Origin of the sequence: Qipengyuania gaetbuli, assembly GCF_020524765.1 — a bacterium.
In the GTDB taxonomy this organism is placed as follows: Bacteria; Pseudomonadota; Alphaproteobacteria; order Sphingomonadales; family Sphingomonadaceae; genus Qipengyuania; species Qipengyuania gaetbuli_A.
On record NZ_JAIVLR010000001.1, the window covers coordinates 627079 to 648841 of the forward strand.

22 protein-coding genes and 1 tRNA gene are annotated in these 21763 nt (G+C 65.1%); 4 read left to right on the forward strand and 19 right to left on the reverse strand.

Going from position 1 to position 21763, the window contains the following annotated elements; all coding sequences use genetic code 11:
- The first annotated feature begins 13 nt into the window (after positions 1–13).
- Positions 14–802, forward strand: coding sequence for a DUF1499 domain-containing protein (locus LC083_RS03260; protein ID WP_226699174.1), 789 nt, complete (start codon positions 14–16; stop codon positions 800–802).
- On the opposite strand, the gene LC083_RS03265 is transcribed toward LC083_RS03260, so the two are convergent.
- The 3 genes from LC083_RS03265 to LC083_RS03275 form a co-directional block, all read right to left on the reverse strand.
- Positions 780–1889 (reverse strand): NAD(P)/FAD-dependent oxidoreductase, encoded by a 1110-nt coding sequence (locus LC083_RS03265; RefSeq protein WP_226699175.1) that lies wholly within the window; start codon positions 1887–1889, stop codon positions 780–782. The genes LC083_RS03260 and LC083_RS03265 overlap by 23 nt on opposite strands.
- Positions 1890–1926: 37 nt before the next feature.
- Positions 1927–2002 (reverse strand) — tRNA-Ala (locus LC083_RS03270).
- 58 nt (positions 2003–2060) lie between these two features.
- Positions 2061–2963: an ABC transporter permease gene (locus tag LC083_RS03275; protein WP_413469439.1), complete on the reverse strand. Its 903-nt coding sequence runs from the start codon at positions 2961–2963 to the stop codon at positions 2061–2063.
- A 72-nt stretch (positions 2964–3035) separates the two neighbouring features.
- On the opposite strand from LC083_RS03275, the gene LC083_RS03280 reads away from it, so the two are divergent.
- Positions 3036–3719 (forward strand): GcrA family cell cycle regulator, encoded by a 684-nt coding sequence (locus LC083_RS03280; protein WP_160607948.1) that lies wholly within the window; start codon positions 3036–3038, stop codon positions 3717–3719.
- Positions 3720–3899: 180 nt separating this feature from the next.
- Positions 3900–5084: a sensor domain-containing diguanylate cyclase gene (locus LC083_RS03285; protein WP_226699176.1), complete on the forward strand. Its 1185-nt coding sequence runs from the start codon at positions 3900–3902 to the stop codon at positions 5082–5084.
- Here LC083_RS03285 and LC083_RS03290 read toward each other — a convergent pair.
- The 6 genes from LC083_RS03290 to LC083_RS03315 all read right to left on the reverse strand — a co-directional run bounded on the left by LC083_RS03290 (position 5067) and on the right by LC083_RS03315 (position 10905).
- Positions 5067–5771 carry a spermidine synthase gene (locus LC083_RS03290; protein WP_226699177.1) on the reverse strand — a complete coding sequence of 235 codons (705 nt, stop codon included), beginning with the start codon at positions 5769–5771 and terminating at the stop codon, positions 5067–5069. The two genes, LC083_RS03285 and LC083_RS03290, sit on opposite strands and share 18 nt — an antisense overlap.
- Positions 5772–5943: 172 nt before the next feature.
- A complete protein-coding gene (gene pnp / locus LC083_RS03295) occupies positions 5944–8232 on the reverse strand; it encodes a polyribonucleotide nucleotidyltransferase (protein WP_226699178.1) in 2289 nt (762 codons plus the stop codon).
- Between the two features lie 172 nt (positions 8233–8404).
- Positions 8405–8674, reverse strand: coding sequence for a 30S ribosomal protein S15 (gene rpsO, locus LC083_RS03300; protein WP_224831036.1), 270 nt, complete (start codon positions 8672–8674; stop codon positions 8405–8407).
- Between the two features lie 5 nt (positions 8675–8679).
- Positions 8680–9600: a tRNA pseudouridine(55) synthase TruB gene (gene truB, locus LC083_RS03305; RefSeq protein ID WP_226699179.1), complete on the reverse strand. Its 921-nt coding sequence runs from the start codon at positions 9598–9600 to the stop codon at positions 8680–8682.
- Complete coding sequence (locus LC083_RS03310) at positions 9600–10289, reverse strand: site-2 protease family protein (RefSeq protein ID WP_226699180.1); 690 nt, start codon at positions 10287–10289, stop codon at positions 9600–9602. Before LC083_RS03310 ends, truB begins: the two co-directional genes overlap by 1 nt.
- Positions 10290–10320: 31 nt before the next feature.
- Entirely contained in the window at positions 10321–10905 is a 585-nt protein-coding gene (locus LC083_RS03315; protein WP_226699181.1) for a thymidine kinase, read from the reverse strand.
- 98 nt (positions 10906–11003) lie between these two features.
- Here LC083_RS03315 and LC083_RS03320 point away from each other — a divergent pair, with 98 nt between their 5' ends.
- Positions 11004–12638, forward strand: coding sequence for an AbgT family transporter (locus tag LC083_RS03320; RefSeq protein ID WP_226699182.1), 1635 nt, complete (start codon positions 11004–11006; stop codon positions 12636–12638).
- Positions 12639–12653: 15 nt separating this feature from the next.
- On the opposite strand, the gene rbfA is transcribed toward LC083_RS03320, so the two are convergent.
- The 10 genes from rbfA to LC083_RS03370 form a co-directional block, all read right to left on the reverse strand.
- On the reverse strand, positions 12654–13049 hold the full coding sequence (rbfA, locus tag LC083_RS03325) for a 30S ribosome-binding factor RbfA (protein ID WP_222553867.1): 396 nt from the start codon (positions 13047–13049) through the stop codon (positions 12654–12656).
- Complete coding sequence (locus LC083_RS03330; protein WP_226699183.1) at positions 13049–13603, reverse strand: DUF1697 domain-containing protein; 555 nt, start codon at positions 13601–13603, stop codon at positions 13049–13051. Before LC083_RS03330 ends, rbfA begins: the two co-directional genes overlap by 1 nt.
- On the reverse strand, positions 13603–14025 hold the full coding sequence (locus LC083_RS03335) for a PaaI family thioesterase (protein ID WP_318245564.1): 423 nt from the start codon (positions 14023–14025) through the stop codon (positions 13603–13605). Before LC083_RS03335 ends, LC083_RS03330 begins: the two co-directional genes overlap by 1 nt.
- Positions 14022–16520 (reverse strand): translation initiation factor IF-2, encoded by a 2499-nt coding sequence (infB, locus tag LC083_RS03340; RefSeq protein WP_226699184.1) that lies wholly within the window; start codon positions 16518–16520, stop codon positions 14022–14024. Before infB ends, LC083_RS03335 begins: the two co-directional genes overlap by 4 nt.
- Complete coding sequence (locus tag LC083_RS03345) at positions 16517–17281, reverse strand: DUF448 domain-containing protein (RefSeq protein ID WP_226699185.1); 765 nt, start codon at positions 17279–17281, stop codon at positions 16517–16519. Before LC083_RS03345 ends, infB begins: the two co-directional genes overlap by 4 nt.
- Positions 17262–18926 (reverse strand): transcription termination factor NusA, encoded by a 1665-nt coding sequence (nusA, locus tag LC083_RS03350; protein ID WP_160607972.1) that lies wholly within the window; start codon positions 18924–18926, stop codon positions 17262–17264. The genes LC083_RS03345 and nusA overlap by 20 nt, the downstream gene beginning before the upstream one ends.
- Complete coding sequence (gene rimP, locus LC083_RS03355) at positions 18926–19483, reverse strand: ribosome maturation protein RimP (RefSeq protein ID WP_226699186.1); 558 nt, start codon at positions 19481–19483, stop codon at positions 18926–18928. Before rimP ends, nusA begins: the two co-directional genes overlap by 1 nt.
- A gap of 171 nt (positions 19484–19654) precedes the next feature.
- On the reverse strand, positions 19655–19921 hold the full coding sequence (locus LC083_RS03360) for a hypothetical protein (RefSeq protein ID WP_226699187.1): 267 nt from the start codon (positions 19919–19921) through the stop codon (positions 19655–19657).
- A gap of 64 nt (positions 19922–19985) precedes the next feature.
- Positions 19986–20210 carry a hypothetical protein gene (locus LC083_RS03365; protein ID WP_226699188.1) on the reverse strand — a complete coding sequence of 75 codons (225 nt, stop codon included), beginning with the start codon at positions 20208–20210 and terminating at the stop codon, positions 19986–19988.
- Positions 20211–20462: 252 nt separating this feature from the next.
- Positions 20463–21581: a S8 family serine peptidase gene (locus LC083_RS03370; RefSeq protein ID WP_226699189.1), complete on the reverse strand. Its 1119-nt coding sequence runs from the start codon at positions 21579–21581 to the stop codon at positions 20463–20465.
- Positions 21582–21763: the final 182 nt, after the last annotated feature.

Consider the following 21763-nt stretch of genomic DNA (forward strand, 5'->3'; position numbering starts at 1 on the left):
GGAGGTTGTCCGAATGATCGCAAAGCTACCCAGACTCGCCCTGTGGCTGGCTGTCCTGCTGACCCTGTGGTTCCTCGCAGCGGTATTCGGACCCAAGTTCGGGATAATCGACTGGCGCTTTGCCCTGGGCACGATGGTCCGCAGCGTCGGACCCATCCTTATCGGCATCACCGCATTGGTGGCACTGGTCGCCCTCGTCGCGATCCTGTGGAAGGGACCGCGCGGCGAATGGTGGAAAGCCGTGATCGCGCTGGCCATTCCCGCTGCGCTGATGGCCGGCCTCAATTCGGTCCGTACGACGGCCGAAAGCGTGCCGCCGATCCATGACGTGTCGACCGATGTCGACGACCCGCCGCAATTCTCGCAGCTGACGCTGGAAAAGCGCGCGCAGGTGCAGGCCAATCCGCTCAACGACTATTCGGTCCCGCTCGGCCAGCTCGACCCCTGGAAGGACGCCGAAGAGCCGGTCGCCTCCAGCACGCATGCGCAGCTTATCCGCGATGGCTATCCCGAGCTGGCGACCATTCCCTATTCCGTCGACCAGAGCGAGGCGATGGTGGTCGTCACGCTCGCGATGGAGGAGATCGGCCTGAAGGACGTCACCAGCGACGTTGTCGGCGGACGGGTGGAAGGCGTCGCGGAAACCTTCCTGTTCGGCTTCAAGGACGATGTCGTGGCCCGCGTTCGCGACGGCGAGATCGACCTGCGTTCGGTCAGCCGGGTCGGCCTGTCCGACCTGGGCTACAACGGCGCGCGCCTCAAGAAGCTGTCGGAAGAGATCAGGGCCCGCCTGGGCGAGTGAACCGCCGGATCCAGCGGCGGTCGAGCCAGTCCTTGAGCCGTCGCAACCAGCGGGTCCGCAAGGCGACTTTGCCATAACTCACGATCGCTTCGCCGCGGCCCGTGTTCAGCAGGTAGAAGTCCATCCCGCGCCCGCGGTAGGTGCCTGACGGCTCGCGTCCTGCGAGTGCTGCGCGCAAATTCTTCGCCAGTACAGGACCGGCGTATACGGCATGGACGCCCGAATGCGGCAGGTCGCGATCCGTGCGGCGGGCAATATCGCCGGCAGCGAAGATTTGCGGATGACCGCAAACCCGCTGGTGAGCGTCGACCTCGATAAAGCCCTCCTCGTCCACCGGCAGACCGCTCTGTCGCGGCCAGTCCGGCGCTCCGCTTCCCACGGCCGCGATGACAAGGTCGATGCGGCCCAGCGGTTCGGCCCCGGCGACGAGTTTGCCGTCACGGAATTGCGCCTCCTCGACGATTGTCCGGATGCCCTGCGATGCAAGCTCCTGTGCGACCGACCGGCGAACAGCCGCCGAATGGTCCGGCAGGAGACCCTTGTCGCCGGTCACCAGGATTACCCGCGCCGCATGCTGCAGCGGCGCATTGGCGGCCCCGAAGGCCAGTTCGATGCCGCCCGCCCCGCCGCCGACCACGACGATCCGCCGCGGCGGCGCGGGCGAATCGCGCATGGCCCGCCAACGCTCGACGAAGGCGTCGATCGGCCGGATATCGAGCAGGCGGGGATCATCACCCAGCAGCCTCGCCGCCTGTCCCGCTCCGCCGGTTGCGATGGAGCACACGTCGAATTCGAGTACGGTCCCATCGGCAAGGGTCGCCCTCCCGGCCTGCGCGTCGAGCGCGACCAGTTCGGCCTTGCGCCATTCGATGCCGGTTTCCTCGACCAGCGGCGCAAGCGGGATCATCGCCTCGCTGGCCCGGTATTCACCGGCCAGCCAGCCGGGCACCATGCCCGAATAATGCATCGCCTCGCGCGGCTCGACGAGGATCACGCGCGCGGATGGCGCGCCCTTCTTGCGGATGTCGTCGATGACCCCGAGATGCGCATGTCCTGCGCCGACCAGAAGGAGGGTCCTGCCATCCATCGGGCGGGTCTAGCGGGGATTTACCGGGCGGGGAACCTGGTGGAGCCGAGCGGGATCGAACCGCTGACCTCGTCATTGCGAACGACGCGCTCTCCCAACTGAGCTACGGCCCCGTTCCAGGCAAGGCGCACGCAATTAGCGAAAAGAAAAGCGCCCGAAAAGGGCAAAATCCTAACTGCGTATCTTCCAGCCGGACTTGAGCACGCGGTACACGAAATAGGCCAGAACGAGGTTGAACAGGCCGAGGCCGAGCGCGCTGGAAATGACCGCTTCGTTGGTGTCGCCGATGTCGCTTTCGCCGAGGAAGCCGAAGCGGAAACCGCTGATGACATAGAAGAACGGGTTGACCCGGCTGACCGCTTGGAAAGCCGGTGCAAGGTTGTCGATGACGTAGAAGGTGCCCGACAGCAGGCTGAGCGGCGCGATCACGAAATTGGTGACCGCTGCGTTGTGGTCGAACTTCTCCGCCCAGATCGACGCCAGCAGGCCGAGAATGGCGAGCATGGCCGCCCCCATCAGTCCGAACCAGGCGACTGACCAGGGATGGGCGAGCGACAGGTCGACGCCCGGATAGAAGGCCATCGCCAGCGCCACGGCCCCGCCCACCATAATCGCGCGCGTGATCGCGGCGGCCACGATGCCGCCCATCAGTTCGCCCACAGACAGGGGCGGCATGAGGAGGTCGATGATGGTCCCCTGGATCTTGCCCGACAGCAGCGAGAAGCTGGAATTGGCAAAGGCGTTCTGCATCATGCCCATGACAATGAGACCCGGCGCGACGAAGGTAGCGAAGTTCACGCCGAGGATTTCGCGGTCCGTGCGGCCCAGTGCCACGGTGAAGATTACGAGGAACAGCAGGGTCGTAACCGCAGGTGCCCAGATCGTCTGCGTCTGGACCTTGAGAAAACGGCGAACCTCCTTAATATAGAGGCTCCATAGACCCACGCGGTTGATCCCGGTGATGACCGGCTGACCGCGTTCGGGGAAACGACCCTTCCTCCCGGCATTCTCTTCGGTGAAAGAGGCATCGCCTTGTGGCATGTCCGGGGACGCGGGTTGGACTTGATCGGCCATGCGCGTGCGCCTAGGGCCAAGCTACCCGGCTGGCAAGCCGTGCCGGGCGCAGTGAAGGAATACGGAACGAGTATGAGCTGGACCGACGAACGGATCGCGACGCTGAAGAAGATGTGGGAAAGCGGGTCGACCGCCAGCCAGATCGCCGACGAGCTTGGCGGCGTCAGCCGTAACGCTGTCATCGGCAAGGCACATCGCCTCGGCCTGAAATCGCGCCCTTCCCCGGTCAAGGCCGGCGAAAAGAAGAAGGCTGCCAAGCCTGCCGCCGCCGCACCCAAGGCCGCGCCCAAGAAGGCCGCGCCGCGTCCGGTTGCAAAGCCGGCCAAGCCTGCCGCGGCGCCGGTTGCGAAGCCTGCCGCCCCGGCGACGAAGGCCGATGCCGTGCCCTCGCAGCCGCTGCCCAACAAGACGCCCGACCTGCCCAAGATCGTGTCGGTCGGCCCCGGCGGCTTCCTGCGCCAGGGTCCGGGCGACCAGCAACCCCCGATCCCGCCGGCACCGCCGCGCCGCCTCGTGCCGGCGAAGCCCGATCCCTCGATCGCCGACAAGACGAGCCTGCTCGACCTGTCGGACAAGGTCTGCCGCTGGCCAATGGGCCATCCGGGCGAGCCGGATTTCCACTTCTGCGGCGATGCCGTGAACCCCGGGTTCCCCTATTGCGTCCAGCATTGCGGCCGGGCCTACCAGGCACAGCTGCCGCGCGGTGCGCGCCGGCCCCCTCCGCCGCTGCCGTTCGGCGGTCCGCGCGTTCGCTAAGCCGGGTTTTCGTCAAAACCTAAACGGGCCATTTCATCGGAAAATGGGATATTTCCGCCATTTTGGGGGAAATATTTCATCCTTGGCAACCATATCGGTTGACCAGCTTGTCACGCTTACCTGCGACAAGAGAACCGGAGCGAGGCCCAACTACGGGCTGTCGATAACGGGACTTGTGCAATGGAATGGGCGAGCGCCGCGTTCGGTGCATTCTTGGGGATAGCGGGGGTCGTCGGGGCAGGTGCCCTGGCGCTCTATCCCCTCGTCCGTCGCAGCTATCTCGTCTGGGGTGCGCTGCGCATGGCCTTTTTCGCGGCCATGGCGCTGGCACTCCTGCTTACCAGCGCACCGCTCCTGCCCGATGTCGGCCTCGACGGGTTGCGGCTGAGTGAAATCGCGCTGTCGCTGGGCGTCGCCTGTACGGGACCGTTCCTGGCGACCTATATCGAAAAGCACATAAACCTCGGCCAGCACCGCCGCCACCTGTGGTACATCCTGCCGCTGGGCCTGTTCGCAGCCGTCGCTACCCCGCTGGGCGAACGCCTGCCGATCTTCCACCAGTTCCACGATTTCGCGCTGCTGCTGGCGACCTTCCTGCTGGCTTCCGGCCTCTGGGCGGCGGTCCGGCGGGGCAGCCGCGTGGCGCAGATCCAGGCGGTCGGCTGGGCACCGTTGATCCTGCTGGGCATCGGTGCCTTCAGCTACGAGTTCTTCGTGCGAGAAGACCTTCCCTACTGGCAGGTGGCCGTGCTCGCGGGCCTGACGCTCGACCTGCTCGTCACCTTTGCCGGCATCATCCGCAATTTCGGGCAAATCATGCTCGAACGCGACCGCGCCGTCGCCAATATCGAGGCGGCCGAGCAGATGATGCATATCGACCCGCTGACCAATATCGCCAACCGCCGCGGGCTGGAGCATCACTTCGTCCACGCCCCCGGCAAGCGCCCGGTCGGCCTTGCGCTGATCGATTGCGACCACTTCAAGCAGATCAACGACAATTTCGGCCATGACATGGGCGACCGCGTCCTTGCTGCCGTGGCGCAGGCGCTGAAAGGGCATGACCTGTTCGAGGCCCGTCTGGGTGGCGAGGAATTCGTCGTCCTGATCTACAGCGACGACTGGCAGAACCTGGCCGAAACCGCACGCCGCCGGATTACCCATGCGGTGCGCATGGCCGTGCCGGAAATGCCCAACGCCGTCACCGCGAGCGCCGGGCTTACGGCCATTGCCGCCAGCGACACGCTGGGCAGCGCTCTGAAGCGGGCCGACCGCGCGCTCTATGCAGCCAAGGAAGGCGGCCGCGACCGCAGCCTCGCGCTTACCGAGTTCCGCCCCGACAAGGCGCCGCTATTCGAGGTCGCCTGACGCCGGATTGCGCTTGCGGGCGAACCAGATGGTGTGGCGCGGCCCCTTGTTGTTGGGCCGGGCGCGCACGATCCGCTCCTCGACAGTAAAGCCTGCTTCCTTCAGCCGGCGGGTGAACTTGTGGTCGGGCGCCGCCGACCATACCGCCAGTATTCCGCCCGGGCGCAGCGCATCGCGCGCCTTGCCGAGGCCGGTGGAGGAATAGAGCCGCTGGTTGCCGTCGCGCACGATGCCGTCGGGGCCATTGTCGACGTCGAGCAGGATCGTATCCCACTTGTCGCAGGTGCCGTCATTGGCATCGTCGATCAGCGCCGCCACGTCGCACAGCACGACCTGTCCCCGCGGGTCGGCCAACGACTCGCCCGTCAGTTCGGCAAGCGGCCCTTCCGCCCATTCGAGGATTTCGGGGACCACTTCGGCGACCACCACCTCTGCCCCCTCGCCTGCCGCAGCCAGCGCCGCCCGGAAGGTGAAGCCCATGCCATATCCGCCGATCAGCACGCGCGGCCTGGCCCTGCCAAGCTCGGCGAGAGTCAGTTCGGCCAGCTGTTCCTCGCTGAACTGCATCCGCGTGCCCATCAGCTCTTCACGCCCCAGCATGATGATGAAATCGCGCCCGTGGCTGATCAGCGTCAGCGTGTCTCCGCCGGGGATCTGGGCGGTGGCAATGGTTTCGCGGGGGAGCATGGGCTGGCTTTCTCGGCAGGCTTGATGGGTACGGCGATGCAGTAGCGCCCCCTGCAAGAGTGCGCCACGCCTTAGTCTGGCCTCCAACCCGCGCAAGCTAGCCGGGGGGCAGGCATCAAAAAAGGGGCCACCGGAAAGCCGGCAGCCCCTTCTTGTCTGGTTCCGTGACGGATCAGTCCTTCAGGAAGTCCGGCACGTGGGCTTCGCCGCCCCCGTTGTCGCCGCCACGGTCGCCGCGATCGCGACGCGGGCCACGGTCACGGTCGCCGCCACGGCCGCCACGACCACCACGGCGGTCGCCGCCACGGTCGCCGCGCGGGCCACGGTCACCGCGCGGTTCGCGCGGCGGACGGGTGTCCTCCAGCTCTTCGCCGGTTTCCTGGTCGACGACGCGCATCGACAGGCGGACCTTGCCGCGGTTGTCGATCTCGAGGACCTTGACCTTAACTTCCTGGCCTTCCGACACGACGTCGGTCGGCTTCTCGACGCGCTCGTTCTTCATTTCGCTGACGTGGACGAGACCGTCCTTGCCGCCCATGAAGTTCACGAAAGCACCGAAGTCGACGATGTTGACGACCTTGCCGTTGTAGATCTTGCCGACTTCGGCTTCCTCGACGATGCCTTCGATCCACGCGCGTGCAGCGGCGATCTCATCGGCGTTCGACGAGCTGATCTTGATCACGCCTTCGTCGTCGATGTCGACCTTGGCGCCGGTTTCGGCGACGATCTCGCGGATCACCTTGCCGCCCGTGCCGATGACGTCGCGGATCTTCGACTTGTCGATCTGCATGGTCTCGATGCGCGGGGCATGGGCCGAAAGCTCGGTACGGGCCGAACCCAGGGCCTTCTGCATCTCGCCGAGGATGTGCTGGCGACCGGCCTTGGCCTGTTCCAGTGCCTTGGCCATGATTTCCTGCGTGATCCCGGCCACCTTGATGTCCATCTGCATGGTGGTGATGCCGTTCTCGGTGCCTGCAACCTTGAAGTCCATGTCGCCGAGGTGATCTTCGTCACCCAGGATGTCCGACAGGACGGCGAACTCGTCGCCTTCGAGGATGAGGCCCATCGCGATGCCCGAAACCGGGCGCTCGATCGGCACGCCGGCGTCCATCATGGACAGGCAGCCGCCGCAAACTGTCGCCATCGAGGACGAGCCGTTCGACTCGGTGATGTCCGACAGGATACGGATGGTGTACGGGAAATCGTCATGCGAGGGCAGGACGGGGTGCAGCGCACGCCACGCCAGCTTGCCATGGCCGATCTCGCGACGGCCCGGCGCGCCGAAGCGGCCTACTTCACCGACCGAGTACGGCGGGAAGTTATAGTGCAGCATGAAGTTAGAGTAGGAGAGACCCTCCAGCCCGTCGATCATCTGCTCGCTGTCCTTGGTGCCCAGCGTGGTGGTGCAGATCGCCTGCGTTTCACCGCGGGTGAACAGGGCCGAACCATGCGCGCGCGGCAGGAAGCCGACCATCGCCTCGATCGGGCGGACCTGGTCGAGCTTGCGACCGTCGATACGCTGGCCGTCCTTGAGGATGGCAGTGCGCACGATGTCCGCTTCCAGCTTCTTGACGAGCTTGGTGGCGACCATGGCGGTCTGGCCGTCGGCTTCGGCGTAATGCGCCTTGGCCTTGGCACGCGCTTCGTTGAGCGCATTGGCACGGGCCGACTTGTCGGTCAGCTTGTAGGCAGCGGCGATATCGTCGCCGATCAGGCTCATGAGTTCCGACTTCATCGCCGACTTGTCGTCCGACTGGTCGATTTCCCACGGGTCCTTGGCAGCCTGTTCGGCCAGGTCGATGATCGCACCGATGACCTTGCGGCTTTCGTCATGCGCGAACATCACGGCGCCGAGCATTTCCTCTTCGGTCAGCTCCTTGGCTTCGGATTCGACCATCATCACAGCGTCCTGGGTCGCAGCGACGACGAGGTCGAGGCGGCCGTCTTCCAGCGCCTTGTCCTGCTTCGGGTTGAGGACGTATTCGCCATCGATGAAGCCGACGCGGCAGGCGCCGATCGGGCCCATGAAGGGCACGCCCGAGATGGTCAGCGCAGCCGAAGCGGCGACCATGGCGACGATGTCGGCCTCGGTCTCGCCGTCGAACGACAGGACCTGGCAAATGACGTTGATTTCGTTGTAGAAACCTTCGGGGAACAGCGGACGGATCGGACGGTCGATCAGGCGGCTGGTCAGCGTTTCCTTTTCGGTCGCGCCGCGCTCACGCTTGAAGAAACCACCCGGGATACGGCCTGCTGCCGAGAATTTTTCCTGGTAGTGGACGGTGAGCGGGAAGAAGTCCTGGCCTTCCTTGACGCTCTTGGCGGCGGTCACGGCGCACAGCACCACGGTTTCGCCATAGGTGGCCAGAACGGCACCGTCAGCCTGACGGGCGATACGGCCGGTTTCCAGAGTGAGGGTCTTTCCGCCCCACTCCACCGATACGGTTTTCGTGTCGAACATTGATATTCCTTCTGAACCCGCGGGGCCACATTGCGCTCGCGGGGCCTACTGTGCCGGGTATTCCGTCCCGGTCCGGTGCGGGGCTGTCTGCGCCCCATTGTCCGCTCCCAGCCGGATTGCTCGGGAGCCGGATAAACGAAGGGCGGCCCGATGAGCCGCCCTCCGGAAACTCTTACTTGCGAAGACCCAGCTTCGCGATCAGCGCATTGTACCGCTCGACGTCTTTCTTCTTGAGATAGGCGAGCAGGTTGCGGCGCTTGTTGACCATCATGAGCAGGCCACGACGCGAATGGTTGTCCTTGTGGTGGTCCTTGAAGTGATCGGTCAGGTTGCGGATACGCTCGGTGAGGATCGCGACCTGTACTTCGGGGCTGCCCGTGTCGTTCGAACCCTGGGCGTTGTCCTTGATGATCTCTTGCTTCTTTTCGGCGGTAACCGACATTTCATTCACTCCGCGACATCCGGCAGGTTGAAACCCCGCACGACCTTGGCCGAGCCACCGGTGAGTTCCATCAGCGCTACGGGAGTATCCTCCAGCTTCGCGAGATAGAGCCCGTCGGTATGGGGCAGTTCCGACAATACCCGGCCCTGGCGGACCGCCTGCGCGCTGTCGGGATCGAGGGATAGAGCCGGGATGTCGTCCAGCCCCGCCTCTAGCGGCAGGAGTAGGTGTTCAAGAGGCGCGCCCTTAGCGATTTCCTCCAGCTTGTCCAGCGAAATCGCCTGTTCCTCGAGGAAAGGGCCCGCCTTGACGCGACGTAAATAGGTGACGTGTCCGCAGCTTCCAAGCGCCTGTGCGATATCCCGTGCAAGGGAGCGGATGTAGGTGCCCTTGGACACGTGTGCGCGCAGCGTTACCTCGCCCTCGCCGGCCCCGGCCAGGTCGAGCGCATGGATGGTCACGCCGCGCAGCTTCATCTCCACCTGCTCGCCGGCCCGGGCGAGGTCGTAAGCGCGCTTGCCGTCGACCTTGATCGCCGAATAGGCGGGCGGTGCCTGCTCAATCGGGCCGGTGAAGCGCGGGAGGATGGCGGACACCTCGGCGGCGGAAGGGATGACCTCGCTCCGCTCGACCACCTCGCCCTCGGTATCGAGCGTGTCGGTCTGTTCGCCGAAGCGGATCGTGAAATCGTAGATCTTGCTCGCATCGAGCATCCGGCCGGCCAGCTTGGTCGCCTCGCCCAACGCGATGGGCAGCACGCCTTCGGCCAGCGGGTCGAGCGTGCCGCCATGACCCACCTTGGTCTTTGCATGGCCACCCTGGCGCAGCACGCGCTTGACCATGCCGACCGCCTGGGTCGAGCCGAGGCCGCGCGGCTTGTCGAGGACGAGCCAGCCGTGCGGTGCAGGCTTGGTGCGTTCCGTCATCAGGCGAGGAAGCGGGCGATGGAATCGGCGACCGAGAAGAACAGTCCGCTCATCCACTCGACCGGCGGCCAGACGGTGTTCTCGATCCAGCGGGCATCGGGAAAGGCCCAGCTGGCCGCAATGATCACGACGAGCAACAGCATGCCGAAGGCCTGCAATTGCTGCCAGTGCCTCGCCCAGCGCCGCGGCAGGAGCCCGCCCAGGATGTGCGACCCGTCGAAGGGCGGGATCGGCAGCAGGTTGAAGAAGGCAAGGAAGGCGTTGATCAGGATGAAGGCACCGAAGGCGGTCATCGCGAATTCGGGAAGCTGCGTGCCCCAGTTCGTCGCCAGGCCCGAGGCAATGCCGACCAGCACCGCTCCGACGAAGGCCAGCAGGATATTGGTCCCCGGCCCTGCGGCCGCGACCGCCATCATGCCATAGCGCGGGTTGTTGAGCCGGTTCGCACTGACCGGCACGGGCTTGGCCCAGCCGAACACCGGCCCGCCGAACAGTGCCAGTGCGCCCGGCACCAGCAGCGTGCCGACGGGATCGACATGCTTGATCGGGTTGAGCGTCAGGCGCCCCATGTCGCGGGCAGTGGTGTCGCCCAGCGCCAGCGCGGTCCAGCCGTGAGCCACCTCGTGGAACACGATTGCGACAACGAGGCACGGGATCAGGATCGCCGCGAGGATGAGAGTATCTGTCATTGCCGGAATGTAGGAAGCCGGAACGCCGGCTTCACCCCTCGCCCGCCAGTGCCTGCGAGAAATGCCTGCGGCACATGGCGACGTAGCGGTCGTTGCCGCCGATTTCGGTCTGCGCGCCTTCACTGACCGCCCTGCCGCTTGCATCGACACGCAGGTTCATGGTCGCCTTGCGCCCGCAGTCGCACACGGCCTTCATCTCGACCAGCGCATCCGCAATGCCGAGTAGCGCGGCGGAGCCGGGAAACAGCTCGCCCTGGAAATCGGTGCGCAGGCCATAGCAAAGCACCGGGATCCCGTGCCTGTCGGCAAGCCTGGCCAGTTGCCACACCTGCTCCTTGGTCAGGAACTGCGCCTCGTCCACCAGTACGCAGGCGAGCGGCGTTTCGGCGTGCTGGGCAAGGACATTGCCAGCGATATCGGTACTGCTCTCGAACCGGTTCGCATCGCTGGAAAGACCGATACGGCTGGAAATTGCGCCGAAACCCGGGCGATCGTCGATCGCCGCGGTCCACAGCGAAACCTTCATCCCTCGCTCGCCATAGTTGAACGCGGTCTGGAGGAGCGTGGAGCTCTTCCCCGCGTTCATGCTGGCATAATAGAAATAAAGCTTGGCCATCGCTGGGTCCTAGCCTGCTGTGCCAAGCCTGTTAAGGAGACCGTCAGACAGGATTGGGGATGACAATCCCGCGCAAGGAAAGGCGAGGCAGGACAAAGATGGTAGAAGCGACGACCGCGACCAGCACGCAGACCGGAATTCTCGGATGGGTGGAAAGGACCGGCAACAAGCTGCCCGACCCCGTCTTCATCTTCTTCTACCTGATCCTTGCCCTTGTCGTCGTATCGATCATCGCTTCGATGGCGGGTGTTTCCGCCCTGCATCCCACTGCGATCGACGAGGCCACGGGCGCAGCGCTGCGCATCGATGCCGTCAGCCTGCTGGCGCCGGAAAATATCCAGCGCCTCTGGGTCGAAATGCCCAAGACCTTTACCCACTTCCACCCGCTCGGATACGTGCTGGTGGTGATGCTGGGCGCAGGCGTAGCCGAGCGGTCCGGCTTCTTCGCGGCAGGCATGTCCAAGGCCGTGGAAAGCGCTCCGAAGGCGCTGCTGACGCCAGTCGTTGCGCTGGTTGCCATGATCGGCAACCACGCGGCCGATGCGGGCTATGTCGTGCTGATCCCGCTTGCAGGCATCCTGTTCGCTGCCGCAGGCCGCCATCCGCTAGCCGGGATCGCTGCCGCATTTGCAGGCGTTTCGGGCGGCTTTTCTGCCAATATCTCCCCCGGCCAGCTGGACGCCTTGCTGTTCGGCATTACCGAGGAAGCGGTCGGCGCGAGCGCGCTCGATCCGACCTGGACCGCGAACATCGCGGGCAACTGGTACTTCATCACTGCCATGACGGTGCTGTTCCTGCCGATCATCTGGTACGTGACCGACAAGGTCATCGAGCCGCGGCTGGGCCCCTGGAAAGGCGGCGCGACCGCCGGCGCGGCCGACACTGCCGATGTCGCCATTCCCGGCGACGAACAGGCGAGCAAGGGCCTGCGCCATGCCGGTCTGGCCGCACTTTTCGTCATCGCCCTTTGGCTTGTGATGGTCTTCGCTCCGGGCACTCCCCTGATCGACGAAGCTGCCTGCGACGCGATCCCGGCCGAGAATTGCTCGATCCACACCCAGCTTGCCCCGCTCTACCAGTCGCTGGTCGCGGCCTTCTTCCTGCTCTTCCTGCTGACCGGCTGGGCCTATGGCCGCGCCGCGGGGACGATCAAGGACCACCGCGACCTGGTGAACATGATGGCCGAGAGCATGAAGGACATGGGCTATTACCTCGTCCTTGCTTTCGCCGCCGCGCATTTCGTGGCCATGTTCGGCTGGTCGAACCTCGGCCTGATCACAGCCGTGCACGGCGCTGCAGGGATCGAGAGCACGGGGCTGCCGCTGCCGCTGGTGCTCGGCCTGATGGTGCTGTTCGCTGCCCTGCTCAATCTCTTCGTCGGCTCGGCCAGCGCGAAATGGGCGCTGCTGGCTCCGATCCTGGTGCCCATGCTCATGCTGCTCGGGATCAGTCCGGAAGGCGCCACCGCAGCTTACCGCGTCGGCGACAGCGCGACCAACATCATCACGCCGCTGATGGTCTATTTCCCGCTGATCCTCGTCTTCGCGCAGCGCTGGCAGAAGGATTTCGGCCTCGGCAGCCTTACCGCGATGATGCTGCCGTACTCGCTATGGCTGCTCGTCTCGGGCACGCTGCTGATCGTCGGTTGGGTCTATCTCGGAATTCCGCTGGGGCCGGACGCACCGGTCGGTTACACGCTGCCCGAAATGGCGGCGCCGGCCATCGCGCAGTGATCGCCGGCTAGTCGCTCAGTCTTCGTCGAGGTCGCGGGCCACGCGCGGGTCGTCGAGCAGGCGCTCGATCCGGTCGGCCTCGTCGAAGCTCTCGTCCGGCTGGAAAGACAGCTTCGGCGCGAACTTGAGGCCGAGGCGCTTGGCCACTTCCTTCTGGAAGAAGGCGGTATTGGTACGCAGCGCCTTCAGCACCTTGTCCTCGTCCTGGCCGAGCAGCGGCTTCACATAGGCCTTCGCATTGCGCAGGTCCGGCGTCATGCGCACTTCGGTCACGGCGATGTTGGAGGCGGACAGCACCTCGTCATGCGCTTCGCCGCGGGCGAGCAGTTCGGACAGGATGTGCCGCACCCGCTCGCCCACCTTGAGCACGCGGACCGACTGCTGTTCGGGAGTGGACTGGTTGCGGGCCATCAGGCGGGTTCTTCCATCTTGGTCAGTATGCGTTTGAGCGAGGTCATGTTGCGCGCGGTGCCCTTGCACCCCAGCCGCCGCTCGAGGAACTTGTTCGACAGGCTCGATACACCTACGCTGTGCACATAGTCGAGGAAGAGCACGCGATTGCCCACGGCCAGCCGTTCGCTGCCCTTGGCGCTGTGCTCCTCGATCAGCGCCTCGACCGCGCCCCTGTCGGGCTGCTGGCTGAGGAAGATCGAATGGACCATCTTGTCCGAACCGTGTTCGGGTCCGGTGCCATGGAAGGGGTTGTCGTGGATGGCTGAGCGGATTTCCGCGGCCGAACGCACCATGGCGCAGGACTTGAAGCCAAACCGCTGCTGCACGACGCTTTCGAGCCGCATTTCCAGCATGGCAGGATCGTGCCCGCCGGACAGGATCACGTTCCCGCTGGCCGCCACGGTCGATACGCCTTCGTAGCCGGCCTCGCCCAGTGCCTCCACCAGGTCGACCATCCTGATCCGGTTACCGCCGACATTGATGCTGCCGAGGAATGCGACGACGCGCCCCATCAGCGCTGTCCGGCAACCGGCCTCGGTGTGGGAATGGCGGTGCTGGTCGACCGGGCGAGCAGCGTGCCCGCCTCGTCGAACAGCTCGCCTTCGAGGAAGATCACGCGGCGGCCGCGGCGCACCACGCGCCCCTTGCCGATGAGCGGGCCCGCCTGGACCGGGCGCAGCAGGGTCATGCTGATTTCGAGGTTCAGCGGGGCTTCTGCGTGGTCGGTCGCCCAGACGTGCGCCCAGCCCATCACCTCGTCGAGGAAGCCTGCCACGAGCCCGCCCTGCACGCTGCCGCGCGGGGTGATGAAACTGGCCGGGGCATTGAAGCGGAGCGTGATTTCCTCACGCTCCGCATCGAAGCTGTCGAAGGCGACGCCCATGAGGTCCGCATGTGCGGCGCCGAGGGCGTGCCGGGTCGGGTCTTCGCTCACAGCGTGCGTTCACGCTCCTCGACCTCGAACACCTCGAGCTGGTCGCCCGGCTTGATGTCGTTGGTGTCGGCAAGGACCACGCCGCATTCGAGACCGGCGCGGACTTCGTCCACGTCGTCCTTGAAGCGCCGCAGCGAGGCGATGGTGGTGGCCGAAACGATGACGTCCTCGCGCGTGAGACGGGCATGGAGGCCCTTGCGGATGACGCCTTCCTCGACCAGCAGGCCGGCGGCCTTGTCGCGCTTGCCCGAACGGAAGACTTCCTTGACGGCTGCACGGCCGACGACGTTCTCGATCCGCTCTGGACCCAGCTCGCCAGCCATCTCCTTCGCGATTTCCTCGGTCAGGTGGTAGATGACGTCGTAGTACTTCATCTCCACGCCGTCGCGCTTCACCAGTTCGCGCGCCTTGGCGTTCGGACGGACGTTGAAGCCGATGATCGGCGCGTTCGAGGCCGAAGCCAGCGTCACGTCGCTTTCGGTGATCGCACCCACGCCTGCATGCAGGACGCGGACCTTGATCTCGTCGTTCGACAGGTTGTGCAGCGCGGTCACGATCGCTTCGACCGAACCCTGCACGTCGGCCTTCACGACGACCGGGAATTCGATCACGTTCGAAGCGAGGTTGTTGAACATGGTGTCGAAGCTGGTCGGGGCGAGCGCGGTGCGCTTTTCGGTCGCCTTTTCCTGGCGATAGGCCGCGACTTCACGGGCACGCTGTTCGTTCTCGACCACGGTCAGGACATCGCCTGCACGCGGCACACCGCCGAGGCCGAGGACCTCGACCGGCATGGAGGGGCCGGCTTCCTTGATCTGCTTGCCCTGGTCGTTGACGATCGCGCGGACGCGGCCGCTTTCGGTACCCACGACGAAGGTATCGCCGCGCTTCAGCGTGCCGCGATTGACCAGCACGGTCGCAACCGGGCCGCGGCCCTTGTCGAGCTGCGCTTCGATGACGGTCGCTTCCGCCATGCGGTCGGGGTTCGCCTTCAGTTCGAGCAGTTCGGCCTGCAGCGCGATCTTTTCGAGCAGATCGTCGAGACCGGTCTTGGCCTTGGCCGAGATTTCCACGTCCTGCACGTCGCCCGACATGGCTTCCACGATGACCTCGTGTTCGAGCAGGCGGCTGCGGATGTTGTTCGGATCGGCTTCCGGCTTGTCCATCTTGTTGATCGCGACGATCATCGGGACGCCGGCGGCCTTGGTGTGATTGATGGCCTCGATCGTCTGCGGCATGATGCCGTCGTCGGCTGCCACGACCAGCACCACGATATCCGTCACGTTGGCGCCGCGCTGGCGCATTTCCGTGAACGCGGCGTGGCCCGGCGTGTCGAGGAAGGTGATCAGGTCGCCGCCCTTGGTCTTCACCTGGTAGCTACCGATGTGCTGCGTGATGCCGCCGGCTTCGCCCTTCACGACATTGGCGCCGCGAAGCGCGTCGAGCAGGCTGGTCTTGCCGTGGTCGACGTGGCCCATGATGGTGACCACCGGCGGACGCGGCTTCAGCGTGTCTTCCGGATCGACGTCCTCTTCGTTCTGGATGTCGACGTCGGCCTCGGACACCTTCTGGATATTGTGGCCGAACTGTTCGACGAGCAGTTCCGCCGTATCCTGGTCGATCGTCTGGTTGACGGTGACCATCATGTCGAGGTTGAAGAGTTCCTTCACCAGGTCGGCGCCCTTCTCGCCCATGCGCTTGGCCAGTTCGCCGACCGTGATCGCTTCGGGCACGACCACGTCGCGGACCTGCTTTTCACGCGGCTTGTTCGAACCGCCACCCTGCAGGCGGCGTTCCTTCTCGCGGGCACGCTTCAGCGCGGCGAGGCTGCGTGCACGGCGGCCTTCGTCGTCGTTGAGGGCCTTGTTGACCGTCAGCTTGCCCGATCGGCGCTTGTCCGGACGTTCTTCGGCGCGAACCGGCTTGTCGTCCTTCTTCTTGCGCTCGGGCTTCTTGATTTCGGGGCGCTTGACCGGCGTGAACTTGCGCGGGGCAGGCGTCGGCGTGCCGTCGTCGGAGGTTTCTTCCGCTTCGGCGGGCTGTTCGGCGGGAGCGGCCTTGGCAGCTTCCTTGGCCTGCTTTTCGGCGGCTTCTTCTGCCTTGCGATTGTCTTCGGCGCGCTTCTTCTCGTCCTCGGCGGCCTTCTTGGCGGCTTCCTCGTCGCGCTTGCGCGCTTCTTCGGCCAGCTTCAGGCGTTCTTCCTCGGCCTCGCGCTGGAGGCGGGCGACGCGTTCCTGCGGCGTTTCGGAAGGCGGCGCGGGCTTCTTGGGCGCAGGCTTCTTCGCGACCGGAGCCGGGGCCGGCGCAGGTGCCGATTCAGGGGCCGCGGGCGGCGGAGGCGGCGGCGCCTCGCCCGGTTTCACGAGCTTGCGGCGGCGCTTCACCTCGACCGCGACCTTGTTGGTGCGGCCGTGGCTGAAGGTCTGCTTGACCTCGCCCGGCTGAGCGCCCTTCAGGGTCAGCGGCTTGCGGGCAGGTTTCTTGTCGTCGTCGCTCATTCTTGCTCGTTTCTCTTCGTCTTATCGTTCGTATCGTCAGCGGCGCGCGCAACCGCGCGCCCATTGTCGGCCGGGATGTCTTGCCCCAGGTAATGCATCAGGCGCTCCAGGGGCCTCAGCACCCTTGCGACCGCAGCATCGTCGGCCAGCGCCATGTGGACGACATTGTCGCGGCCCAATGCCACAGACAATGCGTCACGGTCCAGTGGGAGTTCCCACCCGCGCATGCCCGAGCCTTCGGCTTCTTCGCCGACGCGCCAGGCCTGGTCGAGTTTCTTGCGCCCGTCTTCGCTCGCATCGCTGGCGTGCAGCAGCAGGGCCACGCCCCCGCCGCGCGCCGTTTCGGCGATGCGCTGTGTGCCCAAGATAAGGGCTCCGACGCGCATTTCGAGGCCCAGCCGGTCGAGAAAGACGCGCCGCAACGCATCCTCGATCTTTGCCGGCAGGTCCTGCGGGATTTCCAGCTCGCCCGTCATGAAGGCACGCGACAGCGCGCCCTTGAGCTTGCCGTTGGCCAGCGCCTCCTCGACCATCGTGCGCGAGGCACAGACCCATGCGCCCCGACCCGGTGCCTTTTCATGGGCATCGGGCAGGACGAGGCCGGAGGGCGAGACGGCGAGGCGGACCAGCGACGCGCGCGGTCCGCTCTCCCCTGTCAGGATGCAGCGGCGTTCCGGACGAGACTTGGCGGGCTCCGGTTTACGGGGCCGCAAGTCTTCAGCGATGTCTGGGCTCAGGCGCTCATTGGGTGGAGTCCGCATCGGCGGCCTCCTGCGTGTCGGTTGCCTCGGCCGGGGCCGCAGCGTCCTCTTCGTCTTCGAACCAGTGGGCACGGGCAGCCATGATGATCTCGTTGCCCTGCTCTTCGGTCAGGCCGTATTCGCCCAGCACGCCGCCCTTGTCCTGCTCGCGCATCGGACGGTCGCGGCGCATCGGCGGGCCGTCCGCATTGTTGCGGCGGCGCGGCGCTTCGCGCTTCTTGGCGATGAGTTCGTCGGTGGCGAGATCGGCCAGGTCGTCGAGCGTCTTGATGCCCGCCTTGCCCAGCGTCACCAGCATGGCTTCGCTGAGGTGCGGCAGTTCTGCCAAATCGTCCTCGACGCCCAGCTCGCGGCGCGTTTCGCGGTGCGCGGCTTCCTGGCGATCGAGCGCTTCCTGCGCACGGCTCTGGAGTTCCTCGGCCAGTTCCTCGTCGAAGCCTTCGATGCCGGCGAGTTCTTCCAGCTCGACATAGGCGACTTCCTCGAGGTCGGCGAAGCCTTCGGCGACGAGAAGCTGCGAAAGCGTTTCGTCGACGTCCAGTTCCTCTTCGAACATCTTCGAGCGCTCGGCGAATTCCTTCTGGCGCTTCTCCGAGGCTTCTTCCTCGGTCATGATGTCGATCTGGTTGCCGGTCAGCTGGCTGGCGAGGCGCACGTTCTGGCCGCGGCGGCCGATGGCCAGCGACAGCTGGTCGTCGGGCACGACGACTTCGATGCGGCCGTCTTCTTCATCGAGGACCACGCGGCTGACGGTGGCCGGCTGCAGCGCGTTCACGATGAAGGTCGCGCCGTCTTCCGACCAGGGGATGATGTCGATCTTTTCGCCCTGCAGTTCCTGCACGACGGCCTGGACGCGGCTACCCTTCATGCCGACGCAGGCGCCTACGGGATCGATGCTGCTGTCGTGGCTGATCACGCCGATCTTGGCACGGCTGCCCGGGTCGCGGGCGGCGGCCTTGATCTCGATGATGCCGTCGTAGATTTCGGGGACTTCCTGCGCGAACAGCTTCTTCATGAAGTCGGGGTGCGCGCGGGACAGGAAGATCTGCGGGCCGCGGTTGTTGCGTTCCACCTTGGTGATCAGCGCGCGGACACGCTCGCCGACGCGGGCGGCTTCGCGCGGGATCTGCTGGTCGCGGCGAATGACGCCTTCGGCACGGCCGAGGTTGACGATCACGTGGCCGAATTCGACGGACTTGATCACGCCGGTGATTACTTCGCCGGCGCGGTCCTGGAATTCGTTGAACTGGCGCTCACGCTCGGCATCGCGGACCTTCTGGAAGATCACCTGCTTGGCCGACTGCGCGTCGATACGGCCGAGGTCGACCGGGGGCAGCGGATCGACGATGAAGTCGCCGACCTTGGCATTGGCGTCGAGCTTGGCGGCCTGCTTGAGGTCGACCTGCTTGAAGTAGTCCTCGACCTCTTCGACGACCTCGACAACGCGCCACAAGCGCAGGTCGCCGGTCTGCGGGTCCAGCTTTGCACGGATGTCGTTTTCCGCGCCGTACCGGTTGCGGGCCGACTTCTGGATCGCTTCTTCCATCGCCTCGATGACGATGGACTTGTCGATCATCTTTTCCGAAGCAACCGCGTTCGCGATCGCGAGGAGTTCTGCCTTGTTGGCGGAAATGGCACTGGCCATCAGTCGTCTGCCTTTTCTTCTTCGATGTCTTCGGCACCGCTCGTGTCAAGCGGCTGGGTGGCGGCGATGAGCGCGTCGGTCAGGACGAGCTTCGCGGAATGGATTTCTTCGAGCGGGAGCGAGACTTCGCCCGCCTTGGTATCGACGATCGTCACGCGGCCGTTGTCGAGCCCCTTGAGGTCGCCCTTGTAGGTGCGCTGGCCGTCATAGCCCTTCACCATGGAGATCTTGGCTTCGTGCCCGGCCCAGTTGGCGTAATCCTTGGGACGGGTAAGCGGACGGTCGATGCCGGGCGAGCTGACTTCGAGGTGGTAGGCGCCTTCGATCAGCACCTCGCCCTGTTCTTCCAGCTCGTCGATCCGGTCGGACACGCGGCGCGACAGCGCGGCGCACTGGTCGATCACCAGCTGGCCGGTCGCCGGGTCTTCCGCCATGATCTGCAGGGCCTGCCCGCCATCACCGGCTTCGGACGGCATCATCTTCACGCGCACGAGATCGAAACCCAGCGCCTTGGCTTCGGGTTCGATGACTTCGTTCAAGCGTGCAAGATCGGCCATTCGGTCTCCGGTTACGGTTTCATTGCGACACTGGCGTTGCGGCAAAGGGTTTTCGGCCGGCCCCTTTCGGCGCCAGCCCCACTCTGTCATCGACAATGTCGGGATGAGGGGCAGATAGGCGATGACTCGGCGGATGGCAAGCCTTACTCGCCGGTCATCGCGCGGCAGGCGTCAGGGGCAGCCGATCGCCCAGGGGTTCGCCTTGCAATCAAGCTTTGCCACAGCCTCGACCGTTTCCTTCTGATGCCGTTCGGTTTCGGCGTCGAAGCTCTGCAGCGTCGTGGACAGGATGATGAAAAAGCCGACGACCGCTGCAATGCAGAGGAACCAGCGCACCGGCTTGGCGTCGACGAGCCGCGCATCGCGCTCTTCCCGGGTCTCGGTCAGGTCGCGGTAGGTCTCGTTGAATTCCTGAACCGTGCTGTTCAGCTCGCGCAATTGGGAGAGAAGGGAAAGCATAATGGTGTGGACCCCGGTGGAAGATTGATTTCAGCGTGAAGGCTTATTCGCTGCCCCAGCCGTCATGCGCCAGTTCCTGGGCACGGCGTTCCTCGATGGCAGCCTGCAGGGCCCGCTCGTCCGCACGCTCTGCACGTTCGGCCATCTTGTCGGCGACAACGGGGGCAGCCGAACTGATGCCGAACACTGCGATCGCCACGATCACTGCGCCGAGAAGCAGGATCAGGATGATCAGCTTCTGGATGCTCCCGACAATACTGCCAACCATATCGGCAAACGCCTGCATTCTTCGCCCCCACGTCTGTTTTCATTGGGGAATTTAGGCCAGCTAAACAAAGAATTGGTTAATGGGGCAAGCTGTCTCGCGCCTATTGATTCTGCAATAAACCGCGTTTCTTGATGTCGAGGGATGGGAACTTCGGTCGTGTCTGCCAAATGCTGACGACATTGCGAGGGCGGCAAAAGAAAAAGGGCCCGGCGTGAACCGGGCCCTTCTCGTTTTTCCGACTAGCGGTCGACCTTACTGGACGACGCCGATCACATCGGGGTTGCCGTCCGGATCGCCGTTGACGCGGCCGCCGTTGCCGACAGCGCCCTGCAGCAGGATGCCGGCGAGGTGCGGCGTCGCCATCGAGGTGCCGCTGATGGTGTTGTAGCCGCTGCCGGTCCAGGTCGACTTGATCGACGAACCCGGCTCCGCATAGTCGACCGGCGGGTTGCCGTAGTTCGAGAAGCTCGACCAGTTGTCACCGATCGCGAAGGACGAGACGGTGTAGACGTTCGGGCCGTTGGCACGGGCCGGCGAGTGGTTGTTCGCATCGTCACGCTCGTTACCCGCTGCCAGGGCAAAGCGGACACCGCCGGCGGCGGCTGCGATAACGGCATTGTCGAGCGTGGTGCTGACACCGCCGCCAAGGCTCATGTTGGCAACGTCGCCCGGACGGCCAAACTGCGCCACGTAGTCGATGCCGGCGACAACGCCCGAGGTCGAGCCCGAGCCGCGACGGTCGAGCACGCGGACCGAAACGACCGGTGCACCCGGTGCGACGCCGATGACGCCGTAAGCATTGTCGATGGCTGCGATCGTGCCGGCGACATGCGTGCCGTGGCCGTTCTCGTCATTGGCATCGCCGCGCGAGAGGAAGCTGGCCGAACGCGCGACGTCGACGTTGAGATCGGGATGGTCGAGCTGGATGCCGCTATCGATGACCCATGCGGTGGCGAAAGTGCCGGCACCGCCGCCGTTGACGCGGGCGATGCCCCAGGGCGTTTCCTGCGCAGGCTGCGAACCGCCGCCGCCGCCGGGCTTGCCGCGACCCTGGACGCCGATGGCCGTGACGACCTGGTCCTGCTCGCAATAGGCGATGTTGGCATTCTTGCGCTGCATGTTCTCGACAGCCTGCGGAGCTGCGTTCACGGCAAAACCCTTCACCGCGACCGAATAGACGTGCTTGACCTGGGCACCTTCGGCCTGGGCGGCACGCATGGCTTCGGCCTTCGCATTGCCGCGCGAGACGGTCTTGTCGAAGACGCAGATGTAGCTGTTGGCGATCTTGTCGCCGGCCTGCTGGGCCTGAGCCGGGGCAGCGAGCGCCAGCATGGGAAGAGCCGCGAGAGCGGCCAGAGTCTTGGCTTTCATGTAGTCCCTCCGAAATTCAGCAGCGCGCGACCCGCACTGAACTGATGGGGAAGTTCTAACCGGCAATTTCGACCTGTCGAGTCGAGCGCTGGGCGAAAACAAGACTAATTTTCAATTAAATATACATCTGTTGTGAATTTATCACAATTCAAGAATTTTTTACTCGCGCAGAAAACAGGCCG

Bases quoted from the DNA above. Each gene is read 5' to 3' on its own strand.
- LC083_RS03365 (WP_226699188.1), bottom strand. From the start codon at position 20,210: ATGGTTGGCAGTATTGTCGGGAGCATCCAGAAGCTGATCATCCTGATC.
- rpsO (WP_224831036.1), bottom strand. From the start codon at position 8,674: ATGTCGGTTACCGCCGAAAAGAAGCAAGAGATCATCAAGGACAACGCC.
- LC083_RS03280 (WP_160607948.1), top strand. From the start codon at position 3,036: ATGAGCTGGACCGACGAACGGATCGCGACGCTGAAGAAGATGTGGGAA.
- LC083_RS03370 (WP_226699189.1), bottom strand. From the start codon at position 21,581: ATGAAAGCCAAGACTCTGGCCGCTCTCGCGGCTCTTCCCATGCTGGCG.
- pnp (WP_226699178.1), bottom strand. From the start codon at position 8,232: ATGTTCGACACGAAAACCGTATCGGTGGAGTGGGGCGGAAAGACCCTC.
- LC083_RS03285 (WP_226699176.1), top strand. From the start codon at position 3,900: ATGGAATGGGCGAGCGCCGCGTTCGGTGCATTCTTGGGGATAGCGGGG.
- infB (WP_226699184.1), bottom strand. From the start codon at position 16,520: ATGAGCGACGACGACAAGAAACCTGCCCGCAAGCCGCTGACCCTGAAG.
- LC083_RS03345 (WP_226699185.1), bottom strand. From the start codon at position 17,281: ATGCGGACTCCACCCAATGAGCGCCTGAGCCCAGACATCGCTGAAGAC.
- nusA (WP_160607972.1), bottom strand. From the start codon at position 18,926: ATGGCCAGTGCCATTTCCGCCAACAAGGCAGAACTCCTCGCGATCGCG.
- rimP (WP_226699186.1), bottom strand. From the start codon at position 19,483: ATGGCCGATCTTGCACGCTTGAACGAAGTCATCGAACCCGAAGCCAAG.
- LC083_RS03330 (WP_226699183.1), bottom strand. From the start codon at position 13,603: ATGGGGCGCGTCGTCGCATTCCTCGGCAGCATCAATGTCGGCGGTAAC.
- truB (WP_226699179.1), bottom strand. From the start codon at position 9,600: ATGACGGAACGCACCAAGCCTGCACCGCACGGCTGGCTCGTCCTCGAC.
- LC083_RS03265 (WP_226699175.1), bottom strand. From the start codon at position 1,889: ATGGATGGCAGGACCCTCCTTCTGGTCGGCGCAGGACATGCGCATCTC.
- LC083_RS03275 (WP_413469439.1), bottom strand. From the start codon at position 2,963: ATGGCCGATCAAGTCCAACCCGCGTCCCCGGACATGCCACAAGGCGAT.
- LC083_RS03310 (WP_226699180.1), bottom strand. From the start codon at position 10,289: ATGACAGATACTCTCATCCTCGCGGCGATCCTGATCCCGTGCCTCGTT.
- LC083_RS03290 (WP_226699177.1), bottom strand. From the start codon at position 5,771: ATGCTCCCCCGCGAAACCATTGCCACCGCCCAGATCCCCGGCGGAGAC.
- LC083_RS03315 (WP_226699181.1), bottom strand. From the start codon at position 10,905: ATGGCCAAGCTTTATTTCTATTATGCCAGCATGAACGCGGGGAAGAGC.
- LC083_RS03320 (WP_226699182.1), top strand. From the start codon at position 11,004: ATGGTAGAAGCGACGACCGCGACCAGCACGCAGACCGGAATTCTCGGA.
- rbfA (WP_222553867.1), bottom strand. From the start codon at position 13,049: ATGGCCCGCAACCAGTCCACTCCCGAACAGCAGTCGGTCCGCGTGCTC.
- LC083_RS03260 (WP_226699174.1), top strand. From the start codon at position 14: ATGATCGCAAAGCTACCCAGACTCGCCCTGTGGCTGGCTGTCCTGCTG.